29 protein-coding genes, 1 other RNA gene and 1 pseudogene are annotated in these 26,099 nt (G+C 54.2%); 20 read left to right on the forward strand and 11 right to left on the reverse strand.

Going from position 1 to position 26,099, the window contains the following annotated elements:
• Window positions 1–43: 43 nt before the first annotated feature.
• Genes ACR0KN_RS02730 through fumC form a run of 3 tightly spaced genes read right to left on the reverse strand, consistent with a single transcriptional unit; the run spans window position 44 to window position 1,832 of the window.
• Window positions 44–265 (reverse strand): ribbon-helix-helix domain-containing protein, encoded by a 222-nt coding sequence (locus ACR0KN_RS02730; RefSeq protein ID WP_170539508.1) that lies wholly within the window; start codon window positions 263–265, stop codon window positions 44–46.
• Window positions 262–438: a DUF4169 family protein gene (locus ACR0KN_RS02735; protein WP_480651188.1), complete on the reverse strand. Its 177-nt coding sequence runs from the start codon at window positions 436–438 to the stop codon at window positions 262–264. The genes ACR0KN_RS02730 and ACR0KN_RS02735 overlap by 4 nt, the downstream gene beginning before the upstream one ends.
• Window positions 438–1,832: a class II fumarate hydratase gene (gene fumC / locus ACR0KN_RS02740; RefSeq protein WP_480651190.1), complete on the reverse strand. Its 1,395-nt coding sequence runs from the start codon at window positions 1,830–1,832 to the stop codon at window positions 438–440. Before fumC ends, ACR0KN_RS02735 begins: the two co-directional genes overlap by 1 nt.
• A gap of 207 nt (window positions 1,833–2,039) precedes the next feature.
• On the opposite strand from fumC, the gene ACR0KN_RS02745 reads away from it, so the two are divergent.
• Window positions 2,040–2,603, forward strand: coding sequence for a hypothetical protein (locus tag ACR0KN_RS02745; RefSeq protein ID WP_480651192.1), 564 nt, complete (start codon window positions 2,040–2,042; stop codon window positions 2,601–2,603).
• 28 nt (window positions 2,604–2,631) lie between these two features.
• Here ACR0KN_RS02745 and ACR0KN_RS02750 read toward each other — a convergent pair whose 3' ends face one another.
• From ACR0KN_RS02750 to ACR0KN_RS02780, 7 genes are all read right to left on the reverse strand, one after another.
• Window positions 2,632–3,102: an SspB family protein gene (locus ACR0KN_RS02750; RefSeq protein WP_170470011.1), complete on the reverse strand. Its 471-nt coding sequence runs from the start codon at window positions 3,100–3,102 to the stop codon at window positions 2,632–2,634.
• Window positions 3,103–3,178: 76 nt separating this feature from the next.
• Window positions 3,179–4,429 (reverse strand): chromate efflux transporter, encoded by a 1,251-nt coding sequence (gene chrA / locus ACR0KN_RS02755; protein ID WP_480651194.1) that lies wholly within the window; start codon window positions 4,427–4,429, stop codon window positions 3,179–3,181.
• Window positions 4,426–5,241, reverse strand: coding sequence for a chromate resistance protein ChrB domain-containing protein (locus ACR0KN_RS02760; protein ID WP_480651196.1), 816 nt, complete (start codon window positions 5,239–5,241; stop codon window positions 4,426–4,428). The genes chrA and ACR0KN_RS02760 overlap by 4 nt, the downstream gene beginning before the upstream one ends.
• A 127-nt stretch (window positions 5,242–5,368) precedes the next feature.
• Complete coding sequence (locus ACR0KN_RS02765) at window positions 5,369–5,803, reverse strand: ester cyclase (protein WP_010439948.1); 435 nt, start codon at window positions 5,801–5,803, stop codon at window positions 5,369–5,371.
• Window positions 5,804–5,902: 99 nt separating this feature from the next.
• Window positions 5,903–6,250: a transfer-messenger RNA gene (ssrA, locus tag ACR0KN_RS02770) on the reverse strand.
• A 36-nt stretch (window positions 6,251–6,286) separates the two neighbouring features.
• A complete protein-coding gene (locus tag ACR0KN_RS02775; RefSeq protein ID WP_480651198.1) occupies window positions 6,287–6,649 on the reverse strand; it encodes a DUF4345 family protein in 363 nt (120 codons plus the stop codon).
• A 48-nt stretch (window positions 6,650–6,697) separates the two neighbouring features.
• Window positions 6,698–7,429 (reverse strand): FadR/GntR family transcriptional regulator, encoded by a 732-nt coding sequence (locus tag ACR0KN_RS02780; RefSeq protein WP_480651200.1) that lies wholly within the window; start codon window positions 7,427–7,429, stop codon window positions 6,698–6,700.
• A gap of 89 nt (window positions 7,430–7,518) precedes the next feature.
• On the opposite strand from ACR0KN_RS02780, the gene ACR0KN_RS02785 reads away from it, so the two are divergent.
• The 17 genes from ACR0KN_RS02785 to ACR0KN_RS02865 all read left to right on the forward strand — a co-directional run bounded on the left by ACR0KN_RS02785 (window position 7,519) and on the right by ACR0KN_RS02865 (window position 23,629).
• Complete coding sequence (locus ACR0KN_RS02785) at window positions 7,519–8,310, forward strand: DUF2182 domain-containing protein (RefSeq protein WP_480651202.1); 792 nt, start codon at window positions 7,519–7,521, stop codon at window positions 8,308–8,310.
• Window positions 8,311–8,314: 4 nt separating this feature from the next.
• On the forward strand, window positions 8,315–9,019 hold the full coding sequence (locus ACR0KN_RS02790) for a DUF1326 domain-containing protein (RefSeq protein ID WP_010439955.1): 705 nt from the start codon (window positions 8,315–8,317) through the stop codon (window positions 9,017–9,019).
• Window positions 9,019–9,525, forward strand: a complete 507-nt coding sequence (locus ACR0KN_RS02795) for a DinB family protein (RefSeq protein WP_480651204.1) — start codon at window positions 9,019–9,021, stop codon at window positions 9,523–9,525. The genes ACR0KN_RS02790 and ACR0KN_RS02795 overlap by 1 nt, the downstream gene beginning before the upstream one ends.
• Window position 9,526: 1 nt before the next feature.
• Entirely contained in the window at window positions 9,527–10,621 is a 1,095-nt protein-coding gene (locus ACR0KN_RS02800) for a dimethylsulfoniopropionate demethylase (protein WP_480651206.1), read from the forward strand.
• A 49-nt stretch (window positions 10,622–10,670) separates the two neighbouring features.
• Window positions 10,671–11,666: an acryloyl-CoA reductase gene (gene acuI / locus ACR0KN_RS02805; RefSeq protein ID WP_480651208.1), complete on the forward strand. Its 996-nt coding sequence runs from the start codon at window positions 10,671–10,673 to the stop codon at window positions 11,664–11,666.
• Between the two features lie 186 nt (window positions 11,667–11,852).
• Window positions 11,853–12,416, forward strand: a complete 564-nt coding sequence (frr, locus tag ACR0KN_RS02810) for a ribosome recycling factor (protein WP_170470041.1) — start codon at window positions 11,853–11,855, stop codon at window positions 12,414–12,416.
• Window positions 12,417–12,425: 9 nt separating this feature from the next.
• Entirely contained in the window at window positions 12,426–13,157 is a 732-nt protein-coding gene (locus ACR0KN_RS02815) for an isoprenyl transferase (RefSeq protein ID WP_480651210.1), read from the forward strand.
• Window positions 13,154–13,936 (forward strand): phosphatidate cytidylyltransferase, encoded by a 783-nt coding sequence (locus tag ACR0KN_RS02820; RefSeq protein WP_480651212.1) that lies wholly within the window; start codon window positions 13,154–13,156, stop codon window positions 13,934–13,936. The genes ACR0KN_RS02815 and ACR0KN_RS02820 overlap by 4 nt, the downstream gene beginning before the upstream one ends.
• A complete protein-coding gene (gene dxr, locus ACR0KN_RS02825) occupies window positions 13,936–15,108 on the forward strand; it encodes a 1-deoxy-D-xylulose-5-phosphate reductoisomerase (RefSeq protein WP_480651214.1) in 1,173 nt (390 codons plus the stop codon). The genes ACR0KN_RS02820 and dxr overlap by 1 nt, the downstream gene beginning before the upstream one ends.
• 5 nt (window positions 15,109–15,113) lie before the next feature.
• Window positions 15,114–16,466 (forward strand): RIP metalloprotease RseP, encoded by a 1,353-nt coding sequence (gene rseP / locus ACR0KN_RS02830; protein WP_170770785.1) that lies wholly within the window; start codon window positions 15,114–15,116, stop codon window positions 16,464–16,466.
• A gap of 347 nt (window positions 16,467–16,813) precedes the next feature.
• Window positions 16,814–19,174: an outer membrane protein assembly factor BamA gene (gene bamA, locus ACR0KN_RS02835; RefSeq protein WP_260026011.1), complete on the forward strand. Its 2,361-nt coding sequence runs from the start codon at window positions 16,814–16,816 to the stop codon at window positions 19,172–19,174.
• Between the two features lie 6 nt (window positions 19,175–19,180).
• Window positions 19,181–19,765: an OmpH/Skp family outer membrane protein gene (locus tag ACR0KN_RS02840; protein ID WP_170539549.1), complete on the forward strand. Its 585-nt coding sequence runs from the start codon at window positions 19,181–19,183 to the stop codon at window positions 19,763–19,765.
• A 72-nt stretch (window positions 19,766–19,837) separates the two neighbouring features.
• The gene (gene fabZ, locus ACR0KN_RS02845) at window positions 19,838–20,311 is read left to right on the forward strand and encodes a 3-hydroxyacyl-ACP dehydratase FabZ (RefSeq protein ID WP_010439978.1); all 474 of its coding nucleotides are present in this window, start codon (window positions 19,838–19,840) and stop codon (window positions 20,309–20,311) included.
• A complete protein-coding gene (lpxA, locus tag ACR0KN_RS02850; protein ID WP_480651217.1) occupies window positions 20,308–21,093 on the forward strand; it encodes an acyl-ACP--UDP-N-acetylglucosamine O-acyltransferase in 786 nt (261 codons plus the stop codon). Before fabZ ends, lpxA begins: the two co-directional genes overlap by 4 nt.
• Window positions 21,094–21,096: 3 nt before the next feature.
• The gene (locus ACR0KN_RS02855; RefSeq protein WP_480651219.1) at window positions 21,097–21,891 is read left to right on the forward strand and encodes an LpxI family protein; all 795 of its coding nucleotides are present in this window, start codon (window positions 21,097–21,099) and stop codon (window positions 21,889–21,891) included.
• Window positions 21,891–23,048 carry a lipid-A-disaccharide synthase gene (lpxB, locus tag ACR0KN_RS02860; protein ID WP_480651221.1) on the forward strand — a complete coding sequence of 386 codons (1,158 nt, stop codon included), beginning with the start codon at window positions 21,891–21,893 and terminating at the stop codon, window positions 23,046–23,048. The genes ACR0KN_RS02855 and lpxB overlap by 1 nt, the downstream gene beginning before the upstream one ends.
• Entirely contained in the window at window positions 23,048–23,629 is a 582-nt protein-coding gene (locus ACR0KN_RS02865; RefSeq protein ID WP_170470071.1) for a cadmium resistance transporter, read from the forward strand. Before lpxB ends, ACR0KN_RS02865 begins: the two co-directional genes overlap by 1 nt.
• Here ACR0KN_RS02865 and mnmA read toward each other — a convergent pair.
• Window positions 23,626–24,771: a tRNA 2-thiouridine(34) synthase MnmA gene (gene mnmA, locus ACR0KN_RS02870; RefSeq protein ID WP_480651223.1), complete on the reverse strand. Its 1,146-nt coding sequence runs from the start codon at window positions 24,769–24,771 to the stop codon at window positions 23,626–23,628. The genes ACR0KN_RS02865 and mnmA overlap by 4 nt on opposite strands.
• Window positions 24,772–24,901: 130 nt before the next feature.
• On the opposite strand from mnmA, the pseudogene sciP reads away from it, so the two are divergent.
• A pseudogene (sciP, locus tag ACR0KN_RS02875) lies at window positions 24,902–25,194 on the forward strand (CtrA inhibitor SciP).
• A gap of 84 nt (window positions 25,195–25,278) precedes the next feature.
• Entirely contained in the window at window positions 25,279–25,995 is a 717-nt protein-coding gene (ctrA, locus tag ACR0KN_RS02880) for a response regulator transcription factor CtrA (protein WP_480651225.1), read from the forward strand.
• Window positions 25,996–26,099: the final 104 nt, after the last annotated feature.

Consider the following 26,099-nt stretch of genomic DNA (forward strand, 5'->3'; position numbering starts at 1 on the left):
TTCCCCATGAAGATAAGCGACTCTATTGGCTGAAATCAAGCAATCATTCAGATTGACGATACCAATTCAGAATGAACACGCGAATGGCCGAAGCTAACCCGGTTTCAGGATCACGTTCTGCATCAATATTTGCCGCCAGAACATTGATTGGAATATCTTTTTTCCGCGCAATGTCACGGAATGCCTGCCAGAATTCATCCTCAAGCGAAACGGATGTTCGATGACCTTGCAAGGTCAGAGAGCGTTTGACAGGCCGCCCGCTCATTCGTCGACCTTGTGACCGTCGAGGTCGCGGCGTTGGCGCATTTGTTCCAGCTTTACCACAGCTTTCTCGGATTTGGTCTGTCCGTGTTTCGCAGCGTTTGCATCTGCACGGGCCTTCTTTTGGGCCCGCGCTTTTTCTTTTCGATACCGGTTCAGGTTAACCGGCTTGCCCATCAGTTCTTGGGGCCGATCATCTTCTCCGGGCGGACAACTGCGTCGAAGGTTTCTTCATCGACAAAGCCCAATGCGATCGCTTCTTCCTTGAGCGTCGTGCCATTCTTGTGCGCCGTCTTGGCGACGGTCGTGGCGTTGTCATACCCGATGGTGGGGGCCAGAGCGGTCACCAGCATCAAAGACTCTTTCATCAGTTTATCGATGCGCGGTTCATTGGCCTTGATGCCTAGTAGCATCCTTTCGGTAAAGCTGTCGGTCGCATCACCCAACAGTTGGATGGATTGCAACAGGTTATACGACATCATCGGGTTATAGACATTCAGTTGGAAATGTCCTTGCGAGCCAGCAAACTTCATTGCTGCGTCATTGCCCATCACGTGCGCGGCCACCTGTGTCAACGCTTCGGCCTGGGTCGGATTGACCTTACCGGGCATGATGGACGAGCCGGGTTCATTCTCGGGCAGGATAAGTTCACCTAGCCCCGAGCGGGGACCCGAACCTAACAGACGAATATCATTTGCGATTTTATAGCAGGATCCGGCGATCGTGGCCAAAGCGCCGGACAGGAAGACCATGGCGTCATGAGCGGCCAACGCTTCGAATTTGTTTGGTGCAGTAACGAAGGGAAGGCCGGTGATTTCGGCCATATTCTTGGCGACAGCCTCGTCCCAACCGTCATGCGTATTCAATCCAGTACCAACGGCGGTGCCACCTTGTGCCAGTTCATAAATGCCAGGCATCGAGGCTTCGACCCGCGCAATGCCCTGACGAATCTGATGCGCGTAACCGCCGAATTCCTGTTCCAGTGTCAGCGGTGTGGCGTCCTGTGTGTGGGTGCGACCGATCTTGATGATCCCGGCGAACTCTTTCGCCTTGGCTTCCAGCGCAGACGCAAATTTCTCGAGCCCAGGCATCAGCACATCTCGCACACTCATTGCGGTGGCGATGTGCATAGCAGTAGGAAAGGTGTCGTTCGAGGACTGACCCATGTTGCAATGATCGTTCGGATGCACTGGCTCTTTCGAGCCGATCACGCCACCCAAAATCTCGATCGCGCGGTTTGCAATGACCTCGTTCGAGTTCATGTTGGATTGAGTACCCGACCCGGTTTGCCAGACGACCAAGGGGAAGTTGTCATCAAACTTACCCTCGAATACTTCTCCTGCGGCCTGAATAATCGCGTCAGCGATCTTATCATCCAACTTGCCCGTTGCCTTGTTTTCCATTGCGCAGGCCTGCTTGATCACGCCCAGCGCCCGTACGATTGCAACGGGTTGCTTTTCCCAGCCAATTGGGAAGTTCATGATCGAGCGTTGTGTTTGTGCGCCCCAGTATTTGTCGGCGGGCACCTCAAGAGGGCCAAAGCTGTCGGATTCGGTACGGGTTTGAGACATCGGTCGCTCCGGTCTGGTATGCAGTCGTATGCCGTTTAACCGCAGCGGGGCTGAGGCGCAATCGGCCAGTTGAGCGCACCATAAACCTAGGCCAGACAAAGGTATAGACGAAGCGCCGCACCAATTAATTTCTGTTAGCGAAAACAGTGCCATTGTGCGCAGACGGACTAAAGTTAGAATGAAGTTTCATAGAGGACGGAGTCAGCCATGCGAGTATCACTTATGAACAGACCCCTGCATGCGGTTGCGTTGGCGTTTGCCGCATGTATCTGGCTGGCCGCATCTTTACAGCAAGCCAACGCGACCAACATTGAGCCTTTTGTCGGCGATTATACTGGATCTGCCGAAGTTGTTGACGCCGATGGTACTTCGACGCCTCGGGATATGAGTGTTTCAATCCATGAGATTAAAGGAGGTTTCAATGTAAGTTGGACCACCACGACCTACAAAGCAGATGGGCGCATCAAGGATGAGAAATATTCGGTTGATTTTCAAAGCTCAGATCGTGCGGATGTTTATTCTGCCGCGATGAAACGCAACGTGTTCGGACACGAGGTGCCGCTTGACCCGATGAAAGGTGAACCTTTTGTCTGGGGCAGGATTGAAGGCGACACTTTGACTGTGTTTTCGTTGTTCATCGCAGAAAATGGGGGCTACGAGTTGCAACAGTTTGACCGGACCTTGGCAGATGGCGGTCTGGATCTGTCATTTTCGAGGTTCCGGGACGGAGTCAAATCACGCTCGGTCGAGACATTTTTGAAAAAGGAGTAAACCCCACATCAAGCGGGGAACTACCTAATTATTTTCGGAAGCTATCCAGCGAAACCACATCCGCATCATGATGCTGTGGTTCCGGTTCTTCCGCTTCCAGTTCGATTGGGGCTTCATCCGCCACAAAGACTTCGTCGTCCTCATCCTCGGGGCTTTCAAAGCGCAAGCCAAACTCGACCGAAGGGTCAACGAAGGTTTTTATTGCCATATACGGTATGTACAGCGGCTCAGGCGCATCGCCGAAATTCAACGTGATCGAAAATCCTTCATCGCCGACTTCGAGATTTTCGAACCAATGCTGCATGACGATCGTCATTTCACCGGGATACCGCTCTCGTAGCCAGTCAGCCAGTTCAACGCCTTCATATCGTGTATCAAAGGTGATGAAGAAATGATGTGCTCCGGGCAGGCCAGTCTTGGACACATCCGTCAGGACGGTCTTGATCAGGCCCCGCATGGCCGTGTGCATCAGATTCCCGTAGTCGATGTCTTGCGACATGTTTGATCCTCGAAAGTGGTTAATACCAGCATAGTTCATTCGGACGGAAACGAAAGTCCGTGCTGGGCTGTATTGATCACAAAAACTGCAACCCGATTCCGGCCAGAACCATAATTCCTAATGTGGTCGCTAAACCGGATTTCATACGGAAAATCAACAGGCCAGCTAACACCGTAAGAACAAGCGCCCTGATATCTAGCGTAGCAGGATCGGGCAGGGGGATTGACACAGGTCCCAATGACCAACCGGGGAGTGAGCCAAACAGAACGTTCAACCCAAACCACACGGAGAGGTTGAGAATCACTCCGACAACCGCAGCCGTGATGCCGTGCATAGCGGCCCCAAGCCGAGGGCGTGCCGCAATTCTGTCCAGTTGTGGCGCTGCGAGGAAGATCCAGAGGAAGCAGGGAACAAATGTCGCCCATAAAGCGACAACTCCGGCCGCTAGTGCAAGTGATGGCCCTCCGGCAACCTGTCCAGTCAGCATCGCCACAAATTGCGTCACAAGGATTAGAGGTCCCGGCGTGGTTTCGGCCAGGCCAAGCGCGTCGATCATCTGATCCGTGCTGATCCAGTGGTATGTGTCCACAACGGTCTGGGTCATATAGGCCAGCACCGCATAAGCTCCTCCAAAGGTGACGACGGCAAGACGGGCAAAAAACCAGCCTAAGTCGCTGAGCAGTTCCTGCCCTGACAATTGCAGCAAAAGCAAAGGTCCTAGCCACAATATGAGCCAGAATACTGCCGTTTGAACGGGTTTGCCTAATGCCGGGCTTGCTTGAAAGGCAGTTGGGGCCTGGCCATTGGATGTTGCAAAGCCCCAGAGGGCCGCACAGAAAATGATCAGAGGGAAGGGTAGATTGAACAGAAAGATACCAAGAAACGCGAGCCCGGCGATCATCTGATGTTCGGTATCGGTCAACGCCTTTTTCGATAGATTACGCAAGGCTTGAAGAACGATGATAATGACGGTGGCCTTGATGCCCAAAAACCCCGCCTGAACCAGTGGCAATGTGCCATACGCTGCATACAACGCTACAAGTATTGCAATGACCAGCGCCCCGGGCAGGACAAACAAGCCACCTGCAATCAAGCCTCCGGTCACACCACGCAATCGCCAACCCGCGTATGTTGCCAGCTGCATGGCCTCGGGCCCCGGCAATAACATGCACAACGAAAGCGCACGTAGATAGGTTTGCTCGTCCAGCCAGGGGCGTTTCTCGACGAGTTCCTGATGCATCAGTGAAATCTGCGCCGCTGGCCCACCAAAGGACAAAAGCCCGATACGCCCGAAAACGCTGAACAACTCACGGTACGATGGTGTCATTTCCCGTGACCTGCTGGCCAGTCATGTGTTTCACCAGATCCATCCCGCGCCCATCGATAAAGCGCATCGTAGATATGCAGACCAGCCTCCAGTTGTTGCTGATCGTCCCGATATTGGCGCGACAGTCCGACCGATATTGCCAATAATCCAGCAGCTTCAGGGGCTAAATCGTGCTTGTTGGTGTCTGCAGCGCGTATGATGGTGGCCAATCGGTCCATTGGTTCGGAATGCAGGTTGAACACGTCCAGCATGGTATCGAAGGTGCATTTCTCACCGCGATGGCTCCAGTCGACACCTTCAACGTCAAAGGGAGTGGCGCCGAAATGCTCCGCTACTCCCTGTATTTCGCCGGGCGCCACAAAAAGGAAGCGCGCTTGAGCGTCGACAAACCTTCGGATTAACCAAGGGCACGCAATGCGATCAATCTTGGGGCGATGTCGTGTCACCCAAATCGTACCGCCCTGGGCAATCTCAGGCAGGGCAGAAATAGGCACGGAGGGTGCCCCTGGCAGATCGCGCCAGGCAAACATGCCGCCCTCAAGATATTCGGACATTACGCCTTCGGATTGCAGCCAAGAGACGACACCCTGGCTTAGTTTCTTGCCTTTTTGGCAAATCACAACAGAAAAGCGATCTCCGATCCTTTCTCTGATTTTGTCAACATCTTTGAAAGAGCGACGAATAGCGCTCGGAACAAGCACAGGTTCGTCCGCAAAATCCGCCTCGGTTCGCACGTCGATAAGGACAGGCGCCTTGGGCGTACCGATTAAGCGAAGCAGTTGTCGGGGTGTTATTGCATTGGGGGCAGCCATTGCATGTTTCCTTGTGGCTTTGGATACATGCGAACTTGGGCTGCCGCCTCACGGGGTGTTCGCAAGCTTACCCCTTGAACCTCTGCTATCGCGTGGATGCGGTAGGGGTCAAGCTTGCGGTTGTGGTTTAACCGACCCAGTCCAACCTTTGCCCAGTCATGCAAACCGGAAGCGTATCCTGCGGGAACTGCCCAAGCTGTTCAAAGAGTGAAATGAAATCGAACTGATTATACGCCTCGACCATTTTCTCGCCTTTGAATCGGGCCATGACTTGCCCGGTAACCTCTAATGGTGCGCCGTTGTCAGCCCGAAATGTGCGGACGTGAAGAACTCCGGACACCCAATCACCGTTTTCAATGATTTTGGGGAGGTCGACCTTGATTTCGCCCAGTACATGTCGGAAGGCCATGACCAGATCGCGAAAGTCATCGGCCCCAACCTGCATTTCAGGGATCAACCCCTCGGCCATCGTGTCTGGAGCAAAAAACTGATCGATTGCGTCGGTATTGCCCTGTTCCCAAACCTCAGAATACCAAGCCCTAAGCCTGTCAGAATTCGTCATCTTAACCCTCCTGTCGCCTGGACAGAAATGTGGGATAAACAAGTGAATAAATCCTGAATCTCTAATGAGCTATGAGCAATAAACAGACATAACAGGGAAAATGCAGGTTTCTGTTGCCAGGTACCTGCGAACCCCGCCTTACGCGGCTAGGCGCAAGGGCTTAAGTTTCGGTCTTGCTACTGCTTACGCAGCAACTGCAACCGGAGCACGATTGTCGTTTGCAATTGTACTATTTTCGCCGGTAACGGTGGCAGACAGCCGAGACAAAGCTAACCCCTTTAGACGTTCGTCGATCCTATTTCGGCCCCAAAATCCCCAAACGAAGGATGATTGGTGGAGCCGCCGGGTACCGCCCCCGGGTCCGATCCGCTTATTACGAGCGCGTTTATGTCCATAGTCCCGAAGGACATCCCTTATATAGGTGAGGATCGGTGGTGATGCAAACTCGGAATCTGGACTATGGGGTGGTTTTGTTTCAATGCGTTACGACGCTCTGTTCATGTTTGCCAGAATAAGCCAGATGGCGAGAACAAGTTCGATTCCACCAAAAATCAATGCTTTCGCCAAAGGTGGATGATCGAGAGCAACAGAAACGAATCTGCCAAGTGCTGCACCAGAATAGACTATCCCTAGCATCATATAAGCCATCGGATTGTTAAGCCACAGCACTGCAGCGCCGGTGACTACAAACAGCCCACCAACCGAGGCGCGCATTTCACTGAGACCCATGGTGCTTTTGGTCGGGACCAAATCCAATGCGTTAGCAGTATGCGCAGGCGCCAGGAAGCCAAATAACCCGAAAGCAATTGTCAGCAAAGCGGCAGCTACATTGAGGGCATTGATCATTTCCACCTCATGTTTCTATTCCAAACCTCTGATATTAAGCCGTATAGATCAGGCCGGTTTGCGTTTTTTCTGGGCAACATCTTGCGCCAGTTGCCGAGTATAGCTCTCAAGCTTAACCAGCGCCGCATCAACCTTTTCAGCGTCACGCGCCTCTAAGGCATTGGCGATGTTGGTATGCAACGCGATGATTTCTTCCCGCGACCGTGCAGTGAAGGTGATCATGTTCATCAAAGGCTGCATAGCCTCGACAGCGCCAGCCAGCTGGTAGGACAAGACGGGATTGCCAGCGCCATCGACCAGCGCTCGATGGAAGGCAACGTCTGAGGCGCAGAATGCTTCGTCGGTCAGACCGGGCTGTGCCTGCCGAAAGATCTCGGCCCGCATTGTAGCAAGCTGATCCGCCGTCCGACGCTGTGCAGACAGGGACGCACAGGCTCGTTCCAGCGCGTACCGTGCCTCGCACGCAGTGTCGAAACTGACCGCGTTCATCGACAGTAATAGCGTTGAGGTCGTAACCTGTTGAGAATAAGCGCCTTCAAAGCTTAGTCGATTTACAAACGCGCCCCCTGTGGCCCCACGTTGCGTACGGATCAGAGATTGTGCCGCCAAGCGTTTCAAAGCTTCGCGAACAGTCGGGCGCGAGACATTGAATTGCTCGGCAAGTTCAGATTCGGAGGGCAAGCGTTCATCGACGATGAGTTGCCCCGATATGATGGCATCCCGGATAGCTTGGGCAATTTGAGCCGATAGATCGGCAGAGCTTTGGGGGTCAATCTTCATCGTCGCTTGCGTCAAAAGTAAATTTTTATTTGTCTGACATTTAAAAGTCTGACATTTGAAAAGCAAGAGAGTTGAGTCGGGAGAGGCAAGTGAGTCGCTCAGTTTTCCGCAGCGCGCTTTGGTTGGGCTTCTACATCGCGATCCTATGGGCGTGGTGGATGATGGTCTCGATGAGTCGCGATATGGATTTGGACTGGATCGGTCGGCCCGGCCGAATGGGACAGGCCATGGCGGCGATGGACCCGCGCATGGATATGTATATGCCCATGGCCGAGTTTGGCCCGCTGTTCTGGATGTGGGCGATCATGATGGCGGCAATGATGCTGCCAACACTAGTCCCCACATTGCGCAGTTACGATGATCTGATCCGCAGCGCGAATGGCACGCGGGCAGGGTGGCTGGGCGTTCTAACCGGATACTTCATAGCTTGGGTGGGTTTTGCTGCGATGATCACCGGCCTTCAGCTGGCACTGCTGTTCGGAGGTGCGGTTGATATGCTGGGTGTCGCCAAATCGCCCTACTTGGCTGCAGGCCTGCTTATGGCAGTGGGCGCGTTCCAATTCACCCGTGCAAAAGAGGTCTGCCATGGCGTTTGTCATGCGCCCATGATGTACTTTCTGGGACATTGGAATACGGGTTTCTCAGGCGGCCTGCGCATGGGCCTGGGGTTGGGTGCATTTTGCGTAGGCTGTTGCTGGGGCTTCATGGCTCTGGGCTTTGTGGGCGGCGTCATGAGCCTGTTGTGGATGGGGCTGGCGACACTGTTCATGGTTTTGGAAAAACTACCCCAAATCGGACACGTAGTGACCCGGCCGATGGGGTTCATCTTAATAGCGGGCGGTCTGGCACTGCTCGTACATCACATTACTTACGGAGGATAGGTCTATGGCTAAGAACAGAAAACCGGATGCGGATAAGCTGCCGGTCAGTCAGAGAATTGACAGCCGAATGCCCAATCCCAAGCGCCGAGAGATGAGCCCGACCGACTGGGCAGTCAAGGGTGAACTGATCCTGAACTGCTCCTGCGATGTGTTTTGTCCTTGCGTCGTTTCGCTAGGTGCACACCCTCCGACCGAAGGGCATTGCCATGCGTGGATGGGTATCGTGATCGACGAAGGCCACTACGAAGGCGAAGATCTGTCAGGCCTCAACGTCGGGCTGTTGGTCGATATCCCCGGGCGCATGGGCGAGGGCCAGTGGAAAGTCGCGGCTTATGTCGACGAACGCGCCAGTGGGAAGGCCTATAACGGGTTGCTGCAAATCTTCAGCGGGCAGGCAGGCGGCACTACCGGTCTGTTCACCATGTTGGTTAGTGAAATCATCGGGGCAGAGCGTGCACCGGTTCAAATCGAGCGAGATGGGACAAAGCGCCGGATCATGATCGGGCGGAAAATTCAGGGCGAGATCGAGATGCTGGCTGGTAAAGACCCTGAGCATCCAGTGATGGTTTCAAACTCGAAATACTGGATGGGCCCGGACATCATCGTGGCCAGAGGAACGAAATCCAAGGTACGTGATTATGGTCGCGTCTGGGACTTTGGCGGGAAATCAGCCGAGATTTGCCCCATCGACTGGCACGGGCCAAAGTAATGATCACCGGTGCCTATGCCCGTGAGATGGCGCGTTATAGTCGATGGGAGAACAGTCAGTTAAAGGGTTTTCTTAAGGCTCTTTCTGACGAAGAACTGACGCGGAAACGGGGCGCCTTTTTCGGTTCAATCATGGGAACAGCCAATCACCTGCTTTGGGGGGACTGGATCTGGATCTCACGGTTCGACAAAGGCCCTGGACCAGGCGGTGGCATCCCAGAGAGCGTGTCAATCTGCGCTGGTTTATCCGAGTGGTTGCCGCTGCGGGATACCATTGATGTTCGGATTACTAGGTGGAGCGAAACGTTGGGAGACGACGAACTTACGGGCTCGTTCACATGGTATTCCGCTGCAAAAGAAGAAGATGTAACAAAGCCTTATGCGCAATGCATCATTCACATGTTCAATCACCAGACGCATCATCGCGGACAATTGCACCAAATGCTGACCGAGGCAGGCTCTGATGCGCCTGTGAGCGATCTTGTCTTTCTGCCAGAGGATTTCTGACATGGCAGTCATTACGCCGAACCGACGCGTGCGCAAAACCCCGTTTACTCCGGGTGTCGAAGCCGAAGGGGTTAAGGGATACACTGTCTATAATCATGTGCTTCTGCCTACAGTCTTCGAAAGTGTCGAGGCTGATGCTGCGCATCTGAAAAAGCATGTGCAGGTGTGGGATGTCTCGTGTGAGAGACAGGTTCTGATCAAAGGCCCGGACGCGCTGCGACTGATGAAAATGCTCAGCCCGCGCGATATGGACAAGATGCAGACGGATCAGTGTTATTATGTGCCGATCGTTGACCAAAATGGCGGTATGCTGAATGACCCGGTGGCGATCAAACTGGCAGATGACCATTACTGGCTTTCCGTCGCTGATGGAGATCTTTGGCAATTTGCTCTGGGCATCGTGCTTGCCCTGGAGCTGGATGTCGAAGTTTCCGAACCAGACGTGTCTCCGCTAGCCGTTCAAGGCCCTAGGGCAGATGATCTGATGGCACGGGTATTTGGAGAAGATGTCAGGGACATAAAGTTCTTCCGATACAAGAGGTTGCCCTTCGAAGATACATCGTTTGTCATCGCCCGATCCGGCTGGTCGAAACAAGGTGGGTTCGAGATCTATGTCGAAGGGGCGGATTACGGAATGCCGCTTTGGGATACGTTGTTCGCAAATGGTCGCGACCTGAATGTACGAGCGGGTTGTCCCAACGGGATTGAACGGATCGAAAGCGGCCTATTGAGTTTTGGGTCGGATATGCGACGCGAGAACACTCCTTATGAATGCGGGCTTGAGCGCTTTTGCAATTCTCCGCTGGATTACATCGGTAAGGCCGCTTTGGCGGATCACGCGGAAAACGGGCCGCCCAGACAAATCCGTCCGCTGACTATCGAGGGCGAGATCGGCCCGTGCACCGAATCCTGGCCTTTGATGGCTGAGGGTCGTCAGGTGGGGCAAGTGGCCTCTGCTGCATATTCGCCCGAGTTCGAGGTGAACGTCGCCATAGGGATGGTGGACCGGTCGCATTGGGCACCCGGCACACGGATCGAGTTGATGACTGAACACGGTATGCGATGGGCCGTCGTACAAGAGAAATTCTGGCGCTGAGCCCTGTATCTGAGGACATGCCCATACGGGCTACTAAAGGAGTAAGGTTATGTTTAATTCACTCGTCGTTGAAAAAGATGAAGAAAGTGGCCTCGCAAGCGCCTCGGTAAAACAGATATCTCTGGATGATTTGCCGGATGGAGAAGTGACTGTTGCTGTCGAATATTCAACGGTTAACTACAAAGACGGGCTGTGTATGTCGCCAAAGGGTGGCGGCTTGGTGCGGAGTTATCCGCATATCCCGGGTATCGATTATGCGGGCACCGTCGAGCAATCCTCTGATGATCGCTATAAACCCGGTGACAAAGTCGTTTTGACGGGCTGGCGCGTGGGTGAGGCGCATTGGGGCGGGTATTCTCAGAAAGCCAATGCCCGTGCAGATTGGCTGGTTCCTTTGCCGCAGGGTTTGGATACGCGACAGGCGATGGCGGTTGGCACCGCAGGATTTACGGCCATGTTAGCCGTCATGGCGTTGGAAGATCATGGAATGCAGCCGGGCGATGGCCCGGTGCTAGTCACGGGTGCCGCAGGCGGCGTAGGTTCGGTCGCCACTGCCATTCTGGCTCATCTGGGATATGAGGTCGCAGCAGTAACCGGTCGCCCGGATACCGCTGACTACCTAAAGTCTTTGGGTGCAACCACAATTGTACCGCGCGACGAGTTGAACGAAACCACCAAGCGCCCGTTGGAAAGTGAAACTTGGGCTGGGTGTGTTGACGCAGTGGGTGGCGCCATGCTCGCCCGCGTATTGGGTCAGATGAAATATGGGGCATCAGTTGCGGCCGTTGGACTTGCCGGAGGTGCGAGTTTGCCTGCGACTGTCATCCCATTCCTACTGCGTGGCGTGAATCTGTTGGGTATCGACAGCGTCATGCAGCCCTATGACAACCGCGTTCGCGCTTGGCAGCGTATCGCTACCGATCTGCCCATGGAAAAGCTTGAGGCCATGATTCACCCAGCAACACTGTCTGATCTGCCGCAATTGGGCGCGGATATTCTGCAGGGACAAGTCAAAGGTCGCGTCGTAGTCGATGTGAACACCTGATATTGATTGTACCAAGAAGAATCCGACCGAATTCAGTGTTCGGTCGGTCCCTTGGTCGCGATTGGGGCCGGAATGCCGGAAACAGTTCTGGTCATTGCTACAATTCATCCGCATGATTGCTATACATCCCAATTGTGATGGCTTAAGACCCATCCAAACATCACCTGAAGACGGGGAGTGAGCAGCATGTCTGATGATTTCGTACTCGACACCGATGATCTGAAACGCCGTATGGACGGCGCAATGGCCAACCTCAGAACCGAATTCGCATCATTGCGGACCGGGCGCGCGTCGGCCTCGATGCTTGAGCCCGTGATGGTTGACGCGTATGGCTCGATGACTCCAATCAATCAGGTCGGCACCGTAAACGTCCCCGAACCACGAATGGTCACCGTAAATGTCTGGGACAAAGGTCTTGTGGGCAAAGTTGAAAAAGCAATTCGTGAAAGCGGGCTTGGCATAAATCCACAGCTAAATGGCACGATCATCATGCTGCCGATTCCCGAGTTGAACGAGGAACGCCGACGTGAATTGGGCAAGGTTGCAGGCCAATACGCCGAAAGCGCGCGTGTTTCGATCCGGAACGTGCGCCGCGACGGTATGGACCAGATCAAGAAAGCCAAAGCCGATGGCATGTCCGAGGATGATCAGAAATTCTGGGAGGTAGAAGTGCAGGAGCTGACCGACACGATGATCAAATCCGTCGATGAGGCACTTGAGACCAAGCAAGCCGAGATTATGCAGGTCTGAGATTCGGTTATGCTAAAGGATCCCGATAACGCTTTGCAAACCGGTCCGCGCCATGTGGCCATTATCATGGACGGCAATGGTCGATGGGCTCAGGCACGGGGACGGCCTCGGTTGTTTGGCCATCACGCAGGCGCGCGGCGTGTTCGTGAGGTGGTCGAGGCCTGCCCAGGGCTCGGGATCAAATATCTGACGATCTTTGCGTTTTCGACAGAAAACTGGAAGCGTACGCAGGTGGAGGTTGCAGGCCTCATGAGCCTGTTCCGGCGCTATATTGTCAAAGAAACCAATACGCTAAAGAACAATGGTATCCGGGTGCGATTTATCGGTGACCGCGTACGTTTGGATGCCAAACTTACCGAGCTGATGGATACGCTTGAACGTGAAACGCAGGATAATGATCTGGTCCATCTGACAGTCGCCTTGAACTATGGCGGTCGAGATGAGGTTGCTCGCGCAACCAAGCGTTTGGCGCGTGACGTGGCCGAAGGTGTTTTGCGTCCCGAAGATGTGGACGAAGAAACTCTGCCCAAATATCTGGACACGCGGGTTCTGCCGGACCCTGATCTGGTAATCCGTACCAGTGGTGAAGCCCGAATTTCGAATTTCTTGCTCTGGCAATCTGCCTACTCAGAGTATGAATTCATAGATACATTGTGGCCCGACTTTACTGCTGCCGAGTTGGAACGTTTATGCCTGAACTATGGATCGCGTGAACGGCGATTTGGGGCGGTTCCGGCATGAGTGATGGCCGATGGTCTGATCTGACCGCTCGGGTTTTGTCAGCGTCCGTGTTGGTCGTCATAGCGGCCATCATGGTGTGGCTGGGTGGACTTTGGTTCGAGGCATTTATTGCCACTTCGTGCGGGCTCATGACGTGGGAGCTGGTGCGGATTGTAGACCCTCAGCAACGAGGTGTCGCGATTCAGCTTGCGATATTGACCGGTGTCGCCGTTGTTCTGAGTTACCATTTGCCGCCGCTGTATAAAATTCCATTTTTGTTGGCACCTGCTTTGGTTGGCGCGGGTCAAATCAAGTGCGCGCGTGGTACCTACGCGCTTTTTGCGATCTGGATAGCAACTTCGGGGCTGGGCTTTATCTCGATACGCGAAAGCTTGGGGTTTGGATGGATGGTGTGGCTGATCCTTGTTGTCATAGCGACGGATGTTGCCGGGTATTTTGTGGGCAAAACGCTTGGTGGACCCAAGTTTTGGCCAAAGGTCAGCCCCAAGAAAACATGGTCCGGAACGATAGGGGGATGGGTCGCCGCAGGAATAGTTGGTGCATTATTTGCGTTCTACGCGGGTTTTGGTTTGGCTTTCGTAGTTGTATCGGTTCTCGCCTCTATGGCGAGCCAGATCGGCGATATCGTCGAAAGCTCAACAAAACGCAGGTTTGGAGTTAAGGACAGTTCGAACTTGTTACCTGGTCATGGTGGCTTTCTGGACCGGTTCGACGGGATGATGGGGGCCTCGGTCTTTGTCCTGTTGGCAGGGTTGCTTTATGCACCCGGAGGCATGTGATGCGAAAGGTATCGATATTCGGCGCGACGGGATCGATCGGGCAGAACACGCTTGATCTGATTTCGAGGAATCCGAATGCCTATGATGTCGTCGCGCTGACCGGTGGAGGCAATATTTCGAAATTGGCGCAAGATGCGGTCCGTCTGGGCGCAGAAGTTGCTGTCACCGCGTTTGATGACAGGTTGGATGACCTGCGTTCAGCCTTAGCCGGAAGCGGTGTTCAAACGGCTGCTGGGCAGGCGGCTTTGATCGAGGCAGGTGCGCGCCCTGCAGATTGGGTTATGTCAGCGATTGTCGGCGCTGCAGGACTTGCTCCGGGGATCGAAGCCCTTAAGCAAGGCGCGACGCTTGCGCTGGCGAACAAGGAAACGCTGGTATGTGCAGGACCTTTGGTTCTGGAGACTGCGCAGAACTACGGCGCAAGGCTACTTCCTGTCGATAGTGAACATTCGGCAGTCTTTCAGGCCCTTGTTGGCGAAGACATGACAAGCGTCGAGCGGATTATTATCACGGCAAGCGGTGGCGCATTTCGGGATTGGCCGCTGAGTGATCTGGCGAACGCAACTGTCGAACAAGCGTCAAGCCATCCGAATTGGAACATGGGGCAGCGAATTACAATCGACAGTGCTTCTATGTTCAACAAAGCACTGGAAGTCATAGAAACAAAAGAATACTTCGGCATTCAGCCCTCTGAAATAGAAGTTCTGGTGCACCCCGAATCTATTGTTCACGCGATGGTTGGGTATCGGGATGGTGCCGTGATGGCACACATGGGTGCACCCGATATGCGCCATGCCATCGGATACGCATTGCACTGGCCCGAGCGGCTTGATCTACCTGTCGCAAGGCTTGATCTGGCTCAATTGGGGCAATTGAGCTTCAGCGCTCCAGATGAAGCCCGGTATCCTGCGTTGCGTCTCGCACGCGAAGTGATGCAACGCGGCGGATTGTCGGGTGCGATCTTCAATGCCGCAAAAGAGCGCGCGCTGGACCACTTTATCGCCCGTAGAATTCGGTTTCTGGATATGGCTGACGCAGTTTCGTCGGTTTTGGAGCGATTTGAGGCGACAGATGGCCTTATTGATGCTCAGTTGACTCTTGATAATGTACAGCAAACGGACCATCTCGCACGTCAGTGGGTCGATGAAACCGTATTGGAACGAGCAGGATAATACCTTTGGACATACTCTCTTTGATCCCGCAATTCGGCAATCTTCTCTATACGATAGTTGCCTTTGTTATTGCGCTTTCAGTGATTGTCGCTGTGCATGAGTACGGTCATTATATTGTCGGGCGCTGGTCGGGCATTCATGCCGAAGTTTTTTCGATCGGCTTCGGTCCGGTTCTGTGGAGCCGAGTAGATAAGCGCGGCACACGGTGGCAGGTCGCGTTGCTTCCATTTGGCGGATACGTCAAGTTTTTGGGGGATGCCAACGCTGCGTCTGGCAAAGATACGGATGCGATGAACGAAATAGTCGAGCAGAGCCCGGAAGAATTGCGTCGAACGATGCATGGGGCACCGCTGTGGGCACGTACCGCCACTGTGGCGGCTGGGCCTATATTCAACTTCGCGATGTCGATCCTGGTTTTTGGATTTGTGTACTGGTCGCAAGGCGTATCACGAGAACCTTTGACAGTCGGTTCCTTGCAGCCGCTCCCCGGAGTCGAGCAGGGGTTGCTTGAAGGGGACGAAATTGTTGCGATTGCAGGCGTGCCGACACCGGATTTTGATAATGCAGGCAGTTGGTCGGATTTCGTTGATGCTCTGCCCGTACAGCCTGAACTGGACTATACTGTAATCCGGGACGGTGAGACCATCGATGTTTCTGCCCCGTGGCTGTTTCCAGCGTTGATCCAGCAGGTTACACCACGCAGCGCTGCAATGGACATACAATTGCAGCAGGGCGACGTAATTACAGCGATCGATGGCGACCCGATTTTCAATTTCGAACAATTGAAAGAACGTGTCGAAAGCTCGGACGGGCGCGTGTTGCTTCTGGACGTTTGGCGCAATGGAACCGAGCTTGAATTTGCGCTGGCCCCCAGACGTACCGACGAGCCGAAAGCAGATGGAGGTTTTGTGACCCACTGGCGGATCGGGATCGTTCGGGGAATGATGTTTGAACCTCAGACTGTTCCCGCCGGCATCTGGGATTCCGTAAAAACCGGTTTTGCTCAGACCGGACGCATTATCGAAGGGTCATTGTCAGGTATGTGGCACATGATCACGGGGGCGATCAGCACGTGCAATATTTCCGGCCCGATCGGGATTGCGGAAACCTCTGGCGCGATGGCCAGTCAAGGTGCACAGAATTTCATCTTCTTTATCGCGGTACTTTCTACGGCGGTTGGGCTGCTGAACTTGTTCCCGATCCCAGCGCTTGATGGCGGACACTTGTTGTTTTACGCCTACGAAGCTGTCTCGGGCAAACCACCCAGTGACAATGCCCTGCGGATTTTGATGGGGATTGGGATAACGCTGATCCTTTCGTTGATGATCTTCTCTGTCAGCAATGACCTGTTCTGCTGAATAAGGCGTGACAGGCACCGTTTGGACGCAATATTGCCGCAATTGAAGCTTATCTTCATTAGTGTAATTCGATGAGCGGGCTAGAGAGCGATGACCGAAGCGTTGCAGAGATCTTACAAAAGCGTCAGCGTCCTTTTTCAGTTGAACTGGGATGTATTACTTAGCTTTGGCGTAACCGCCTTGGCATTGGCTGTAGGCGGATATCTCGTCGGTTTGTGATTCTTCAGACCAAGGCTATGAAAATGCAACGGCCCACCGGGCCGTTTTTTTGTGTTTGCTCTTTTGACATGGCTTCTCAATCCGGCTACTCAGCAACTACAGGCTGAGATTTCTGGGTAGTGATAAAAATGACTGATTGCAGGGGCACGAGCACATTCTGCGGCGCTCGAGGGCAGAAGACCAACATTTTGTGGCAGGCACTAACGCTCTTTTTTCTATTTGCTACACCGGGTTTGCTGGTGTTACCGGATCCTGCTCAGGCGCAATCTTACACGATTAACCGCTTCGAGGTTGAAGGCAATCGACGGATCGAAACCTCGACAATCATCGCACGAACGGGAATCGAGCCGGGGCAAACTGTCAGTGCCGGACAGATAAATGATGCTTTTCAGCGTTTGCTTGACAGTGGTGTTTTTGAAACAGTCGAACTGACTCCTCGCGGAAACACACTGGTTATTGCGGTTGAAGAGTACCCGACGATTAATCAGATCAGCATTGAGGGGAACCGTCGCGTTAAGGATGACGTACTGCTCGAGGCGATCTCATCCCAGACCCGCCGCGTCTTTACCCCGCAATTGGCAGAAGCCGACGCAGATTTGATCGCCGAGATCTATTCTGCGCAGGGCCGGGTGTCGGCAACGGTGATTCCACGCATCATCCGCCGAAATGACAATCGTGTGGATTTGGTTTTTGAGGTGGCCGAAGGCACCACCATCGAAGTTGAGCGCGTCAGCTTTGTTGGCAACCGTGCTTACTCGGACCGCCGCCTGCGTCGTGTGCTCGAGACCAAACAGGCAAATATTCTGCGGACTTTCCTGCGGGGCGACACGTTTATTGCTGATCGTATCGAATTCGATAAGCAGGTCATCCGCGATTTCTACCTTTCGCGCGGTTATATCGATTTCCGAGTAAACAGTGCCAATGTGGAATTCACGCGTGAACGGGATGCGTTTTTCCTGGTTATGAATATCACCGAAGGTCAGAGATTCGCCTTTGGTCAGATTTCAACTGTAAGTGAAATTCCTGGCGTCGATCCGGCACCCTATCAGGCAGCACTAAAGGTCAAGCCTGGTGTTATCTACTCGCCGACTTTGATTGAAAACTCGATTGCTCGACTTGAGCGTCTGGGCCTGAAACAGGGCGTCGATTTCTTGAGGGTTGAACCTCGGGTGACGCGCAACCCGCGTGATCTGACGCTGGATGTTCAGTTTGTCCTAACCCGCGGCCCGCGTATTTTTGTCGAACGCATCGACATCGAAGGCAATACCACAACACTTGACCGTGTGATCCGGAGGCAATTCGATACCGTGGAAGGTGACCCCTTCAATCCCCGGGAAATCCGTCAGAGCGCCGAACGTATTCGTGCGCTGGGCTTCTTCTCAGCCGCTGATGTTGAAACCCGCGAAGGTACATCTCCAAGTCAGGTCATCGTTGATGTCGATGTTGAAGAACAACCAACCGGATCGCTTAGCCTGGGTGGTAGCTACTCGGTCTCGGACGGTTTCGGGATCGCCATTGGCCTGAACGAATCCAATTTCCTTGGCCGTGGCCAGAATCTTGGGATCACGCTATCGACGGCTCAAGATTCTGAGCAGTATACAATTAACTTTACCGAACCTTATCTGTTGGGGCGGAAATTACGCTTTGATCTTGGAGTGGGTCTCGCAAGCACCAACTCAAGCTTTGCGAGCTACGACACCAAAACCGTCTTCTTTAATCCTCAGGTCAGCTATGCCATCGGCGAACTTTCAGCGCTGCGCTTGCGTTACGGCTGGAACCAAAGCGAAATGACCCAGCAGAGCAATGAGACCAATGGGGCGGTCATCGCTTCTGAAATTGCTCAGGGCAAAAGAACCAGCAGTTCGATTGGTGTTTCTTATGTCTACGACAGTCGATTGGGTGGCTTGAATCCCAATGCAGGCGTCTTGTTTGAGCTTGGCGTGGATGCAGCTGGATTGGGCGGCGACAACGAGTATATCAAAACCACAGCCCGCGCGATCGCTCAGAAGCGCGTGCTCAACGAGGAGGTCGTGCTTCGGGCATCTCTGGAACTTGGCGCGCTCAACTGGACCGGGGATGATTTTAGCCGGACGATTGATCGATTTGTGCTTGGCCCGAACACCTTCCGTGGTTTCGAACCTGCCGGTCTTGGGCCGCGCGACCTTTCCAACGGTCAGGACGATGCAATCGGTGGTAACTATTATTGGGTTGCCCGGTTCGAGTCTGATTTCCCCTTGGGCTTGCCAGAAGAACTTGGATTGCGAGGTGGTCTGTTCTACGACGTAGGCAACCTGTACAACATCAACAACGTGGATACGTCGGGTGCCGATATCGTCGGAGCCAGCGGATCCATTCGCCATGTGGTAGGTGTCTCGGTTCTGTGGACAACGCCATTTGGTCCTCTGCGCTTCAACTTTTCACAAGCGCTGAAGAAAGAAGAGTTCGACAAGGAACAGAGCTTTGACCTGACCATTCAGGCACAGTTCTGAACTCAGATGTTGACCAAAGTCATGAACATTCTGCAGGGCCCGCTAAGGGCCCTGTGTGTTTGGGCGGCCCTGATGGCGCCAAGTCCATTGTTGGCGCAACAATTGGGCGTTCCGCAATCTGACGTACTTACCATTTCAAGTGAACGGCTGTTTGCTGATTCTCGTTTCGGTCAGCGCATATTTCGCGAGATAGAAGCTGAGAGCGCTCTGCTGTCGGATGAAAATGAGTTGATCGTGGCACAGCTCAGCAAAGAAGAGAAAGACCTGACGGACAAGCGCTCTGAAATGTCCGCCAGTGAATTTCGACCTTTGGCCGAGGCGTTTGATCAGAAAGTCCAGTCGCATCGGGATGGCCAACGCGCCAAACTGGATGCTTTGGCACGGCACGGAGAAGAGGCACGCAATCAGTTCTTTGAGATGGCTCAACCTGTATTGATCGAACTTCTACGCGAATATGGGGCGTCGATTGTCATCGAGCGTTCAAATGTTGTTCTCAGCTCGGATGCGTCAGATATTACCGATACCGCAATTGCCCGGATTGACGCGGCAATTGGCGACGGGTCTGCACTTGAAGACGCTAATGACGAATAGGCTGGCTTGCCCTTAAGTACGCGTATTGCTAACCACGCTTGAAAGAGACATCCAAAACAGGACATCCGCACCATGACCACGGAAACCCAGAGCGCCGACATTCAGCTGATTCAGCGTATATTGCCGCATCGCTATCCGTTTTTGCTGGTCGACAAGGTCGTGGATATTGACGGCTATCAATCTGCAGTTGGCATCAAGAATGTCACTATGAACGAGCCGCATTTTCAGGGTCATTTTCCCGGCACGCCGATCATGCCCGGTGTGACCATTGTCGAAGCGATGGCGCAGACTGCAGGTGTCATGCTGGGTGTTGGCATGGACGTGATCGACAGTGAATTGCTGATCTATTTCATGAACATCGACAAATGCAAATTCCGCCGCAAAGTCGTGCCCGGTGACGTGCTTGAGATGCATGTTGAAACTGTGCGTGGCAAGAAAGGCGGCAAGATCTTCAAGTTCAGTGGTCGCGCGACTGTTGAAGGTGAGGTCGCTGCCGAAGCCGAATTTTCGGCCTATGTCGACTGGGACATGGAAAAGACAACATGAGCGGCATTCATCCCAGCGCCATTATCGAAGACGGTGCGCAGATCGGGCAGGGCTGTACGATTGGTCCGTTCTGCCATATCGGGCCGTCCGTCCGTCTAGGCGATCGGGTTGAGCTCAAGTCCCATGTGGTAGTCACCGGCGATACTTCAATTGGTGACGACACAGTGATCTTCAGCTTTGCCGTTGTCGGCGAAATCCCACAAGACAAAAAGTTTGGCGGCGAAAATACACGGCTTGAAATCGGTGAACGCAATCGCATTCGCGAGCACGTCACCATCAACACCGGCACGGATGGCGGCGGTGGCGTCACGCGGGTTGGCGATGACTGCCTGCTGATGGCTGGCGTCCACGTTGCGCATGATGTGCAGATCGGTAACCGGGTCATTTTGGTGAACCACGCAGGCGCAGCAGGTCATTGTATAATCGAGGATGACGTCATCGTTGGCGGTATCTCGGGTCTGCATCAGTTCGTGCGCGTTGGTCGCGGGGCCATCATCGGTGCGCTGACTATGGTTCCGAACGATGTGATTCCATATGGTCTGGTTCAGGCACCACGCGGTGAGCTTGATGGATTGAATCTGGTTGGGTTGAAACGGCGCGGTGTCACGCGCGAGGATATATCGGCGCTGCGCGCGGCATTCAAAGAGTTGTCGGAAGGTGATGGTACGTTCATGGATCGCGCCAATCGCTTGGGCGAGGAAGCCGACAACGAATATGTGCGCCAGATTGTCGAGTTTGTGACGGGGCAAACGGACCGTTCCTTTCTGACGCCGAGGAAATAAGACATGTTGGCGCTGATCGCGGGAACTGGGGCATTACCGGACGAGGTGGTTGCATGTTTGCCGAACCGACCTTTGATTTGCGCGCTGGAAGGGTTTGAGCCTGAAAGGCTGAATGTTGACGTGGTCTTTCCGCTTGAGGAATTGGGCAGCTTTATCGCCGATCTGAAAGCGCGCGGCGTGACCGAGATTTGCATGGCCGGGGCTGTGCGCCGGCCCACCGTAAATCCTGCGCGCATTGATGCTGCGACGATGCCATTGGTCCCGATCTTACAAAAGGCCATTATGGCCGGTGATGACGGTGCCCTGCGCGCGGTTATCGGGATTTTTGAAGATTCTGATTTAACGGTCCGTGCCGCGCACGAGATCGCTTCGGATTTGCTACCGCCGCTCGGCGCGCTGACTGAGGCACAACCCTCGGATACTGATCACGCAGATGCTGACCGTGCGGCAGGTATCCTGCGCAGCATGGGGGCTGCAGATGTCGGTCAGGCTTGTGTAGTGCTGAAAGGGCAGGCGCTAGCAATTGAGGGCATCTATGGCACTGCTTGGATGTTGCAGTCGCTGACCCAACGCCCTGACGCGGGTGGGGGTATTCTGTACAAAGGCCCCAAACCCGATCAGGACCGGCGTGCGGATATGCCCGCTATCGGACCCGACACCGTATCGGGCGCGGTTGCGGCAGGCTTGTCAGGTATTGTCATCGAAGAGGGCGGTGTCATTGTCCTGCAACGGGACCGAGTGATTGAAGAGTGCAATCGCCTCGGTCTATTTCTCTACGTTCGCGAGCGCACCGTCTGATGCGCGTATTCCTGGTCGCCGGTGAACCGTCGGGCGACCGATTGGGCGCCGCTTTGATGGAGGGACTTAAAACCCTTTCGCCAGAGGTGCGGTTTGATGGGGTCGGTGGTCCACTGATGCAGGCGCAGGGACTGAATAGCCGCTTTCCCATGTCCGAACTCAGCGTCATGGGATTGGTCGAGGTTCTGCCCAAGTTCTTTCACTTGAAGCGCCGGATCGCCGAGACCGCTCAAGCGGTTCTGGACACGCAACCGGATGTGTTGATAACCATCGACAGTCCGGATTTCTCGCTGCGGGTCGCTAAACTGGTGAAGGCGTCCAGCAGTATTCGAACCGTCCACTACGTTGCACCCAGCGTTTGGGCCTGGAGGCCCGGGCGCGCCGATAAAATGGCGAAGGTGATCGACCATGTTCTGGCGCTGCTGCCGTTTGAGCCGCCATATATGGAGCGGGCAGGGATGGAGTGTGATTTTGTCGGTCACCCCGTCGTCAACGAGCCGATTGCGTCTGAACAAGATATCAAGAAATTCCGTGCGGATCATGACTTGGGCGACGCTCCAATTGTGCTCGCATTACCCGGCTCTCGGCGGGGAGAGGTCGAACGATTGGCCCCGATATTTGGCGCTGCTCTTCAAGAATTCCTCACCGATCGACCCGATAACCGTGTCGTTGTTCCAACTGTTGCGCATATGGTTAATGTGGTCGCCGAACAAGTTCGGGATTGGCCGGGCAATCCGATTGTTGTCGATCCACGAAAGTTGCCGTCGGACGAGGCACAGGCTCAGAAGAGGGCGGCCTTCGCGTCAGCCGATCTGGCATTGGCGGCATCGGGCACCGTGTCACTGGAACTGGCTGCACAGTCAACGCCGATGGTGATCGCTTATAATCTGAATTGGCTGACCACATTGATCGCGAAGCGCATGGTCAAGCTCGATACGGTGACGCTTGTCAATCTGGTCTCGGACACACGTGCTGTACCTGAATGTCTGTTGGACGACTGCCAGCCGCTAAAGATCGCTGCTGCGCTGGAAAAGGTTGCAGCTACGCCGGACGCCCAACATGAGGCTATGGCGATGACGATGGAGCGTCTTGGGCGGGATGGAGAGGCGCCGGGTCTGCGCGCGGCAAAAGCCGTTTTGGACAGAATGAACACGTGATGCTGGATCACGTGATTTTTGCCGCCTCTGCCTACATGGCACAGGTTCTGACCAACCTCGACAACCTCGCAGCGCTTGTTGCGCTGATGATGGTTTCCGGTCCGCGACGGACCGTTGCGGGGTTCCTGCTTGCGCAGATATTGATCATTGCCGCCGCCTTGTTGCTGGCTTTGGGTGTCGATGACGTGGTGCCACATTGGGCTGGCTATCTGGGTGTGATCCCGCTTGGCCTCGGCGTGATTGGGGTTATCCGGCAGTTTCGGGGATCAGAGACCGAGGAGGCTCCGCAAGTATCCTCAGGTGCCTCAACCGTTGTAACGATGTTGCTGTTCATAAGCCTGTCGATGGATACGTTCGCTGTGCTCGCACCGCTTTTGGCAGACTCGGCCCCAAGCTACCGTATTGCAGGCGTTACAGGTGCGGTTGCTGCGGCCCTGACGCTAACCATGCTTGGTCTGCTAGGCGCGCGATCTCCGATCATGACCGGCGGGTTTGCGCGGCGACTTGAGAAACTGGTTCCTTACGTAATGATATGTGCCGGTATCTATATCCTCAGCAATTCCTGGACCGACGCGATTTAATAACCGCGCCAGATCCAGCCGCCGCCAAAGATGCGGCTTCCACCAGTTTCGTAAAACACACAAGCCTGACCCGGAGAGATACCTTCTTCGGGCGTAAACAGCTCAACCTCGGCCGTCGTGTCGGACAGAGGCCGAATGATCGCCTCGCGCGGCGGGCGGGTCGAGCGGACCTTGACCGACACATGCCATTCGTCTTGCGAAGTGAAGGGTTCATCCCCAAGCCAATTGATTTCACGCACCGGAACGGTTCGGGTGGCCAACATCTCTTTGGGGCCAACAACAACCTGTTTCTTGTCCACATCCAGCTTGACCACATACAACGGCTCACTCAGGCCACCGATACCAAGCCCCCGGCGCTGACCGATTGTATAGTGAATCACTCCATCATGCTGTGCCAGAACACGGCCATCGGCATGTACGATTTCACCCGGCTCTGCAGCACCTGGGCGCAACTTTTCGATTACGCTGGCGTAGTTGCCGTTCGGTACAAAGCAGATGTCCTGGCTGTCAGGTTTGTCCGCAACCGCCAACCCGTATTGCGCCGCCATCTCGCGCGTGGCGTCCTTGGAGGGCAGGTGCCCCAAAGGAAAGCGCAGGAAATCCAACTGCTCGGGCGTTGTCGAGAAAAGGAAATAAGACTGGTCGCGGTTGGCATCCTCAGCACTATGCAACTCGGCCCCATTGGTTCCCATCTTGCGCTGGATATAATGACCGGTGGCCATACAGTCGGCCTCTAGGTCCTTGGCGGTTTCCAACAGGTCCTTGAACTTCACCCGCTCATTGCAGCGGATACAAGGCACCGGAGTCGCTCCTGCCAGATAGCTGTCAGCGAATTCGTCGATTACCGCGTCTTTAAAGATGTTCTCATAATCCAGAACATAATGAGGGAAGCCGCGCTCTTCGGCCACGCGGCGCGCGTCGTGGATATCGATCCCAGCACAACACGCGCCTTTCTTGGCAAGCGCCGCGCCGTGGTCGTAAAGCTGCAGCGTAACCCCTACAACGTCATAGCCCTGATCAGCCAGATAGGCCGCGACAACAGAGCTGTCCACGCCGCCAGACATAGCCACAACCACCCGCGTTTCCGAGGGCGGTTTGGCAAAGCCGAGCGAGTTTAGCGGGGTCTCGGTATCGAGGGCCATTGGCGGTTCCAGTCCGGGTTAAGAAAGACCGGCAGAATATAGGAAAATTCTACACACTCTCAAGGGGCGGTTTCACACCGTTTTAAGTAGATTGGATGCAGCTTTGTCGCAGCAGAAGAAGGTGGAACAGATGTATTTGCACAAAGTGGAAGGTCCAAGATCGGTCACCTTGCCGGATGGAAGCGTGCTAACACGCGCCGATCTACCCCGGCAGACACGCGGCGATGGGTAGCTTCGCGCAAAGTAATTGTCGTGCCGGGAGTGCTTTACGGGCTGATTTCCCTGTCTGATGCAAAGAAACGCTACGGCATCAGCGATGAGGAATTCAATTCCTAGGTGTCAGCCGTCGCAGAGCACGGAATCGATGCGCTGAAGGTGACTGCATTAAAAAAATATCGACAACCTAAAGGAGAAGATGAATAAATAATTCAACGTTAAAGTCAGATTAACCATTTTTGTTCAGGCTCAGATCAGTTGAAGAATTTGACCTAATTGGAGCAGTGAAAAATGCGCATACTTCTTGTCGAGGATGATCCAACCACGTCCAAGAGCATTGAATTGATGCTGACGCACGCAAATCTCAACGTATATGCGACGGACCTTGGCGAAGAAGGAATCGATCTGGCCAAGCTGTATGATTATGACCTCATTCTGCTTGACCTGAATTTGCCTGATATGAACGGCCACGAAGTGCTGCGCCAATTGCGGATCGCACGCGTGGAAACACCGATCCTGATTCTGTCGGGCGCGGACGACACCGAAAGCAAGATCAAAGGCTTCGGGTTTGGTGCAGACGATTACCTGACCAAACCCTTCCATCGCGAAGAGCTGGTGGCGCGTATTCATGCGATCATCCGGCGTTCCAAGGGGCATTCCCAGTCCGTGATCCACACAGGGCAGGTGGCCGTCAATCTGGATGCCAAGACCGTCGAGGTCGAAGGAAAGACCGTGCACCTGACGGGCAAAGAATATCAGATGCTTGAGCTTCTAAGCCTGCGCAAAGGTACAACTCTGACCAAAGAGATGTTCCTGAATCATCTCTACGGCGGCATGGATGAGCCAGAATTGAAAATTATCGATGTGTTCATCTGCAAGTTACGTAAGAAGCTCAGCAATGCCACTGGTGGTGAGAATTACATCGAAACAGTCTGGGGTCGCGGTTATGTTCTGCGCGATCCACAATCCAGCAATATGGGTGAACCCCGCCTTGCCGTTGGCGCCTGATTTGATCTGACTGCTACCGTCGATAGTCCAGGACGGTAATTTCACTCGCGTCTCAGCACAACACTGGACCTGATCATGGCCTCGTCCTATCACTGGATTCTAAT

The sequence above is a fragment of the Ruegeria sp. AP7 genome (assembly GCF_056539905.1).

Coding starts and splice junctions, on each gene's coding strand:
- ACR0KN_RS02800 (WP_480651206.1), top strand. CDS start 9,527: ATGGCAGTCATTACGCCGAACCGACGCGTGCGCAAAACCCCGTTTACT.
- ACR0KN_RS02855 (WP_480651219.1), top strand. CDS start 21,097: ATGTTGGCGCTGATCGCGGGAACTGGGGCATTACCGGACGAGGTGGTT.
- ACR0KN_RS02795 (WP_480651204.1), top strand. CDS start 9,019: ATGATCACCGGTGCCTATGCCCGTGAGATGGCGCGTTATAGTCGATGG.
- bamA (WP_260026011.1), top strand. CDS start 16,814: ATGACTGATTGCAGGGGCACGAGCACATTCTGCGGCGCTCGAGGGCAG.
- ACR0KN_RS02865 (WP_170470071.1), top strand. CDS start 23,048: ATGCTGGATCACGTGATTTTTGCCGCCTCTGCCTACATGGCACAGGTT.
- fumC (WP_480651190.1), bottom strand. CDS start 1,832: ATGTCTCAAACCCGTACCGAATCCGACAGCTTTGGCCCTCTTGAGGTG.
- ACR0KN_RS02730 (WP_170539508.1), bottom strand. CDS start 265: ATGAGCGGGCGGCCTGTCAAACGCTCTCTGACCTTGCAAGGTCATCGA.
- ACR0KN_RS02750 (WP_170470011.1), bottom strand. CDS start 3,102: ATGTCGCAAGACATCGACTACGGGAATCTGATGCACACGGCCATGCGG.
- chrA (WP_480651194.1), bottom strand. CDS start 4,429: ATGACACCATCGTACCGTGAGTTGTTCAGCGTTTTCGGGCGTATCGGG.
- frr (WP_170470041.1), top strand. CDS start 11,853: ATGTCTGATGATTTCGTACTCGACACCGATGATCTGAAACGCCGTATG.
- ACR0KN_RS02820 (WP_480651212.1), top strand. CDS start 13,154: ATGAGTGATGGCCGATGGTCTGATCTGACCGCTCGGGTTTTGTCAGCG.
- lpxB (WP_480651221.1), top strand. CDS start 21,891: ATGCGCGTATTCCTGGTCGCCGGTGAACCGTCGGGCGACCGATTGGGC.
- ACR0KN_RS02775 (WP_480651198.1), bottom strand. CDS start 6,649: ATGATCAATGCCCTCAATGTAGCTGCCGCTTTGCTGACAATTGCTTTC.
- dxr (WP_480651214.1), top strand. CDS start 13,936: ATGCGAAAGGTATCGATATTCGGCGCGACGGGATCGATCGGGCAGAAC.
- ACR0KN_RS02840 (WP_170539549.1), top strand. CDS start 19,181: ATGTTGACCAAAGTCATGAACATTCTGCAGGGCCCGCTAAGGGCCCTG.
- acuI (WP_480651208.1), top strand. CDS start 10,671: ATGTTTAATTCACTCGTCGTTGAAAAAGATGAAGAAAGTGGCCTCGCA.
- mnmA (WP_480651223.1), bottom strand. CDS start 24,771: ATGGCCCTCGATACCGAGACCCCGCTAAACTCGCTCGGCTTTGCCAAA.
- ACR0KN_RS02745 (WP_480651192.1), top strand. CDS start 2,040: ATGCGAGTATCACTTATGAACAGACCCCTGCATGCGGTTGCGTTGGCG.
- ctrA (WP_480651225.1), top strand. CDS start 25,279: ATGCGCATACTTCTTGTCGAGGATGATCCAACCACGTCCAAGAGCATT.
- ACR0KN_RS02765 (WP_010439948.1), bottom strand. CDS start 5,803: ATGACGAATTCTGACAGGCTTAGGGCTTGGTATTCTGAGGTTTGGGAA.
- ACR0KN_RS02780 (WP_480651200.1), bottom strand. CDS start 7,429: ATGAAGATTGACCCCCAAAGCTCTGCCGATCTATCGGCTCAAATTGCC.
- ACR0KN_RS02735 (WP_480651188.1), bottom strand. CDS start 438: ATGGGCAAGCCGGTTAACCTGAACCGGTATCGAAAAGAAAAAGCGCGG.
- ACR0KN_RS02760 (WP_480651196.1), bottom strand. CDS start 5,241: ATGGCTGCCCCCAATGCAATAACACCCCGACAACTGCTTCGCTTAATC.
- lpxA (WP_480651217.1), top strand. CDS start 20,308: ATGAGCGGCATTCATCCCAGCGCCATTATCGAAGACGGTGCGCAGATC.
- fabZ (WP_010439978.1), top strand. CDS start 19,838: ATGACCACGGAAACCCAGAGCGCCGACATTCAGCTGATTCAGCGTATA.
- ACR0KN_RS02815 (WP_480651210.1), top strand. CDS start 12,426: ATGCTAAAGGATCCCGATAACGCTTTGCAAACCGGTCCGCGCCATGTG.
- ACR0KN_RS02790 (WP_010439955.1), top strand. CDS start 8,315: ATGGCTAAGAACAGAAAACCGGATGCGGATAAGCTGCCGGTCAGTCAG.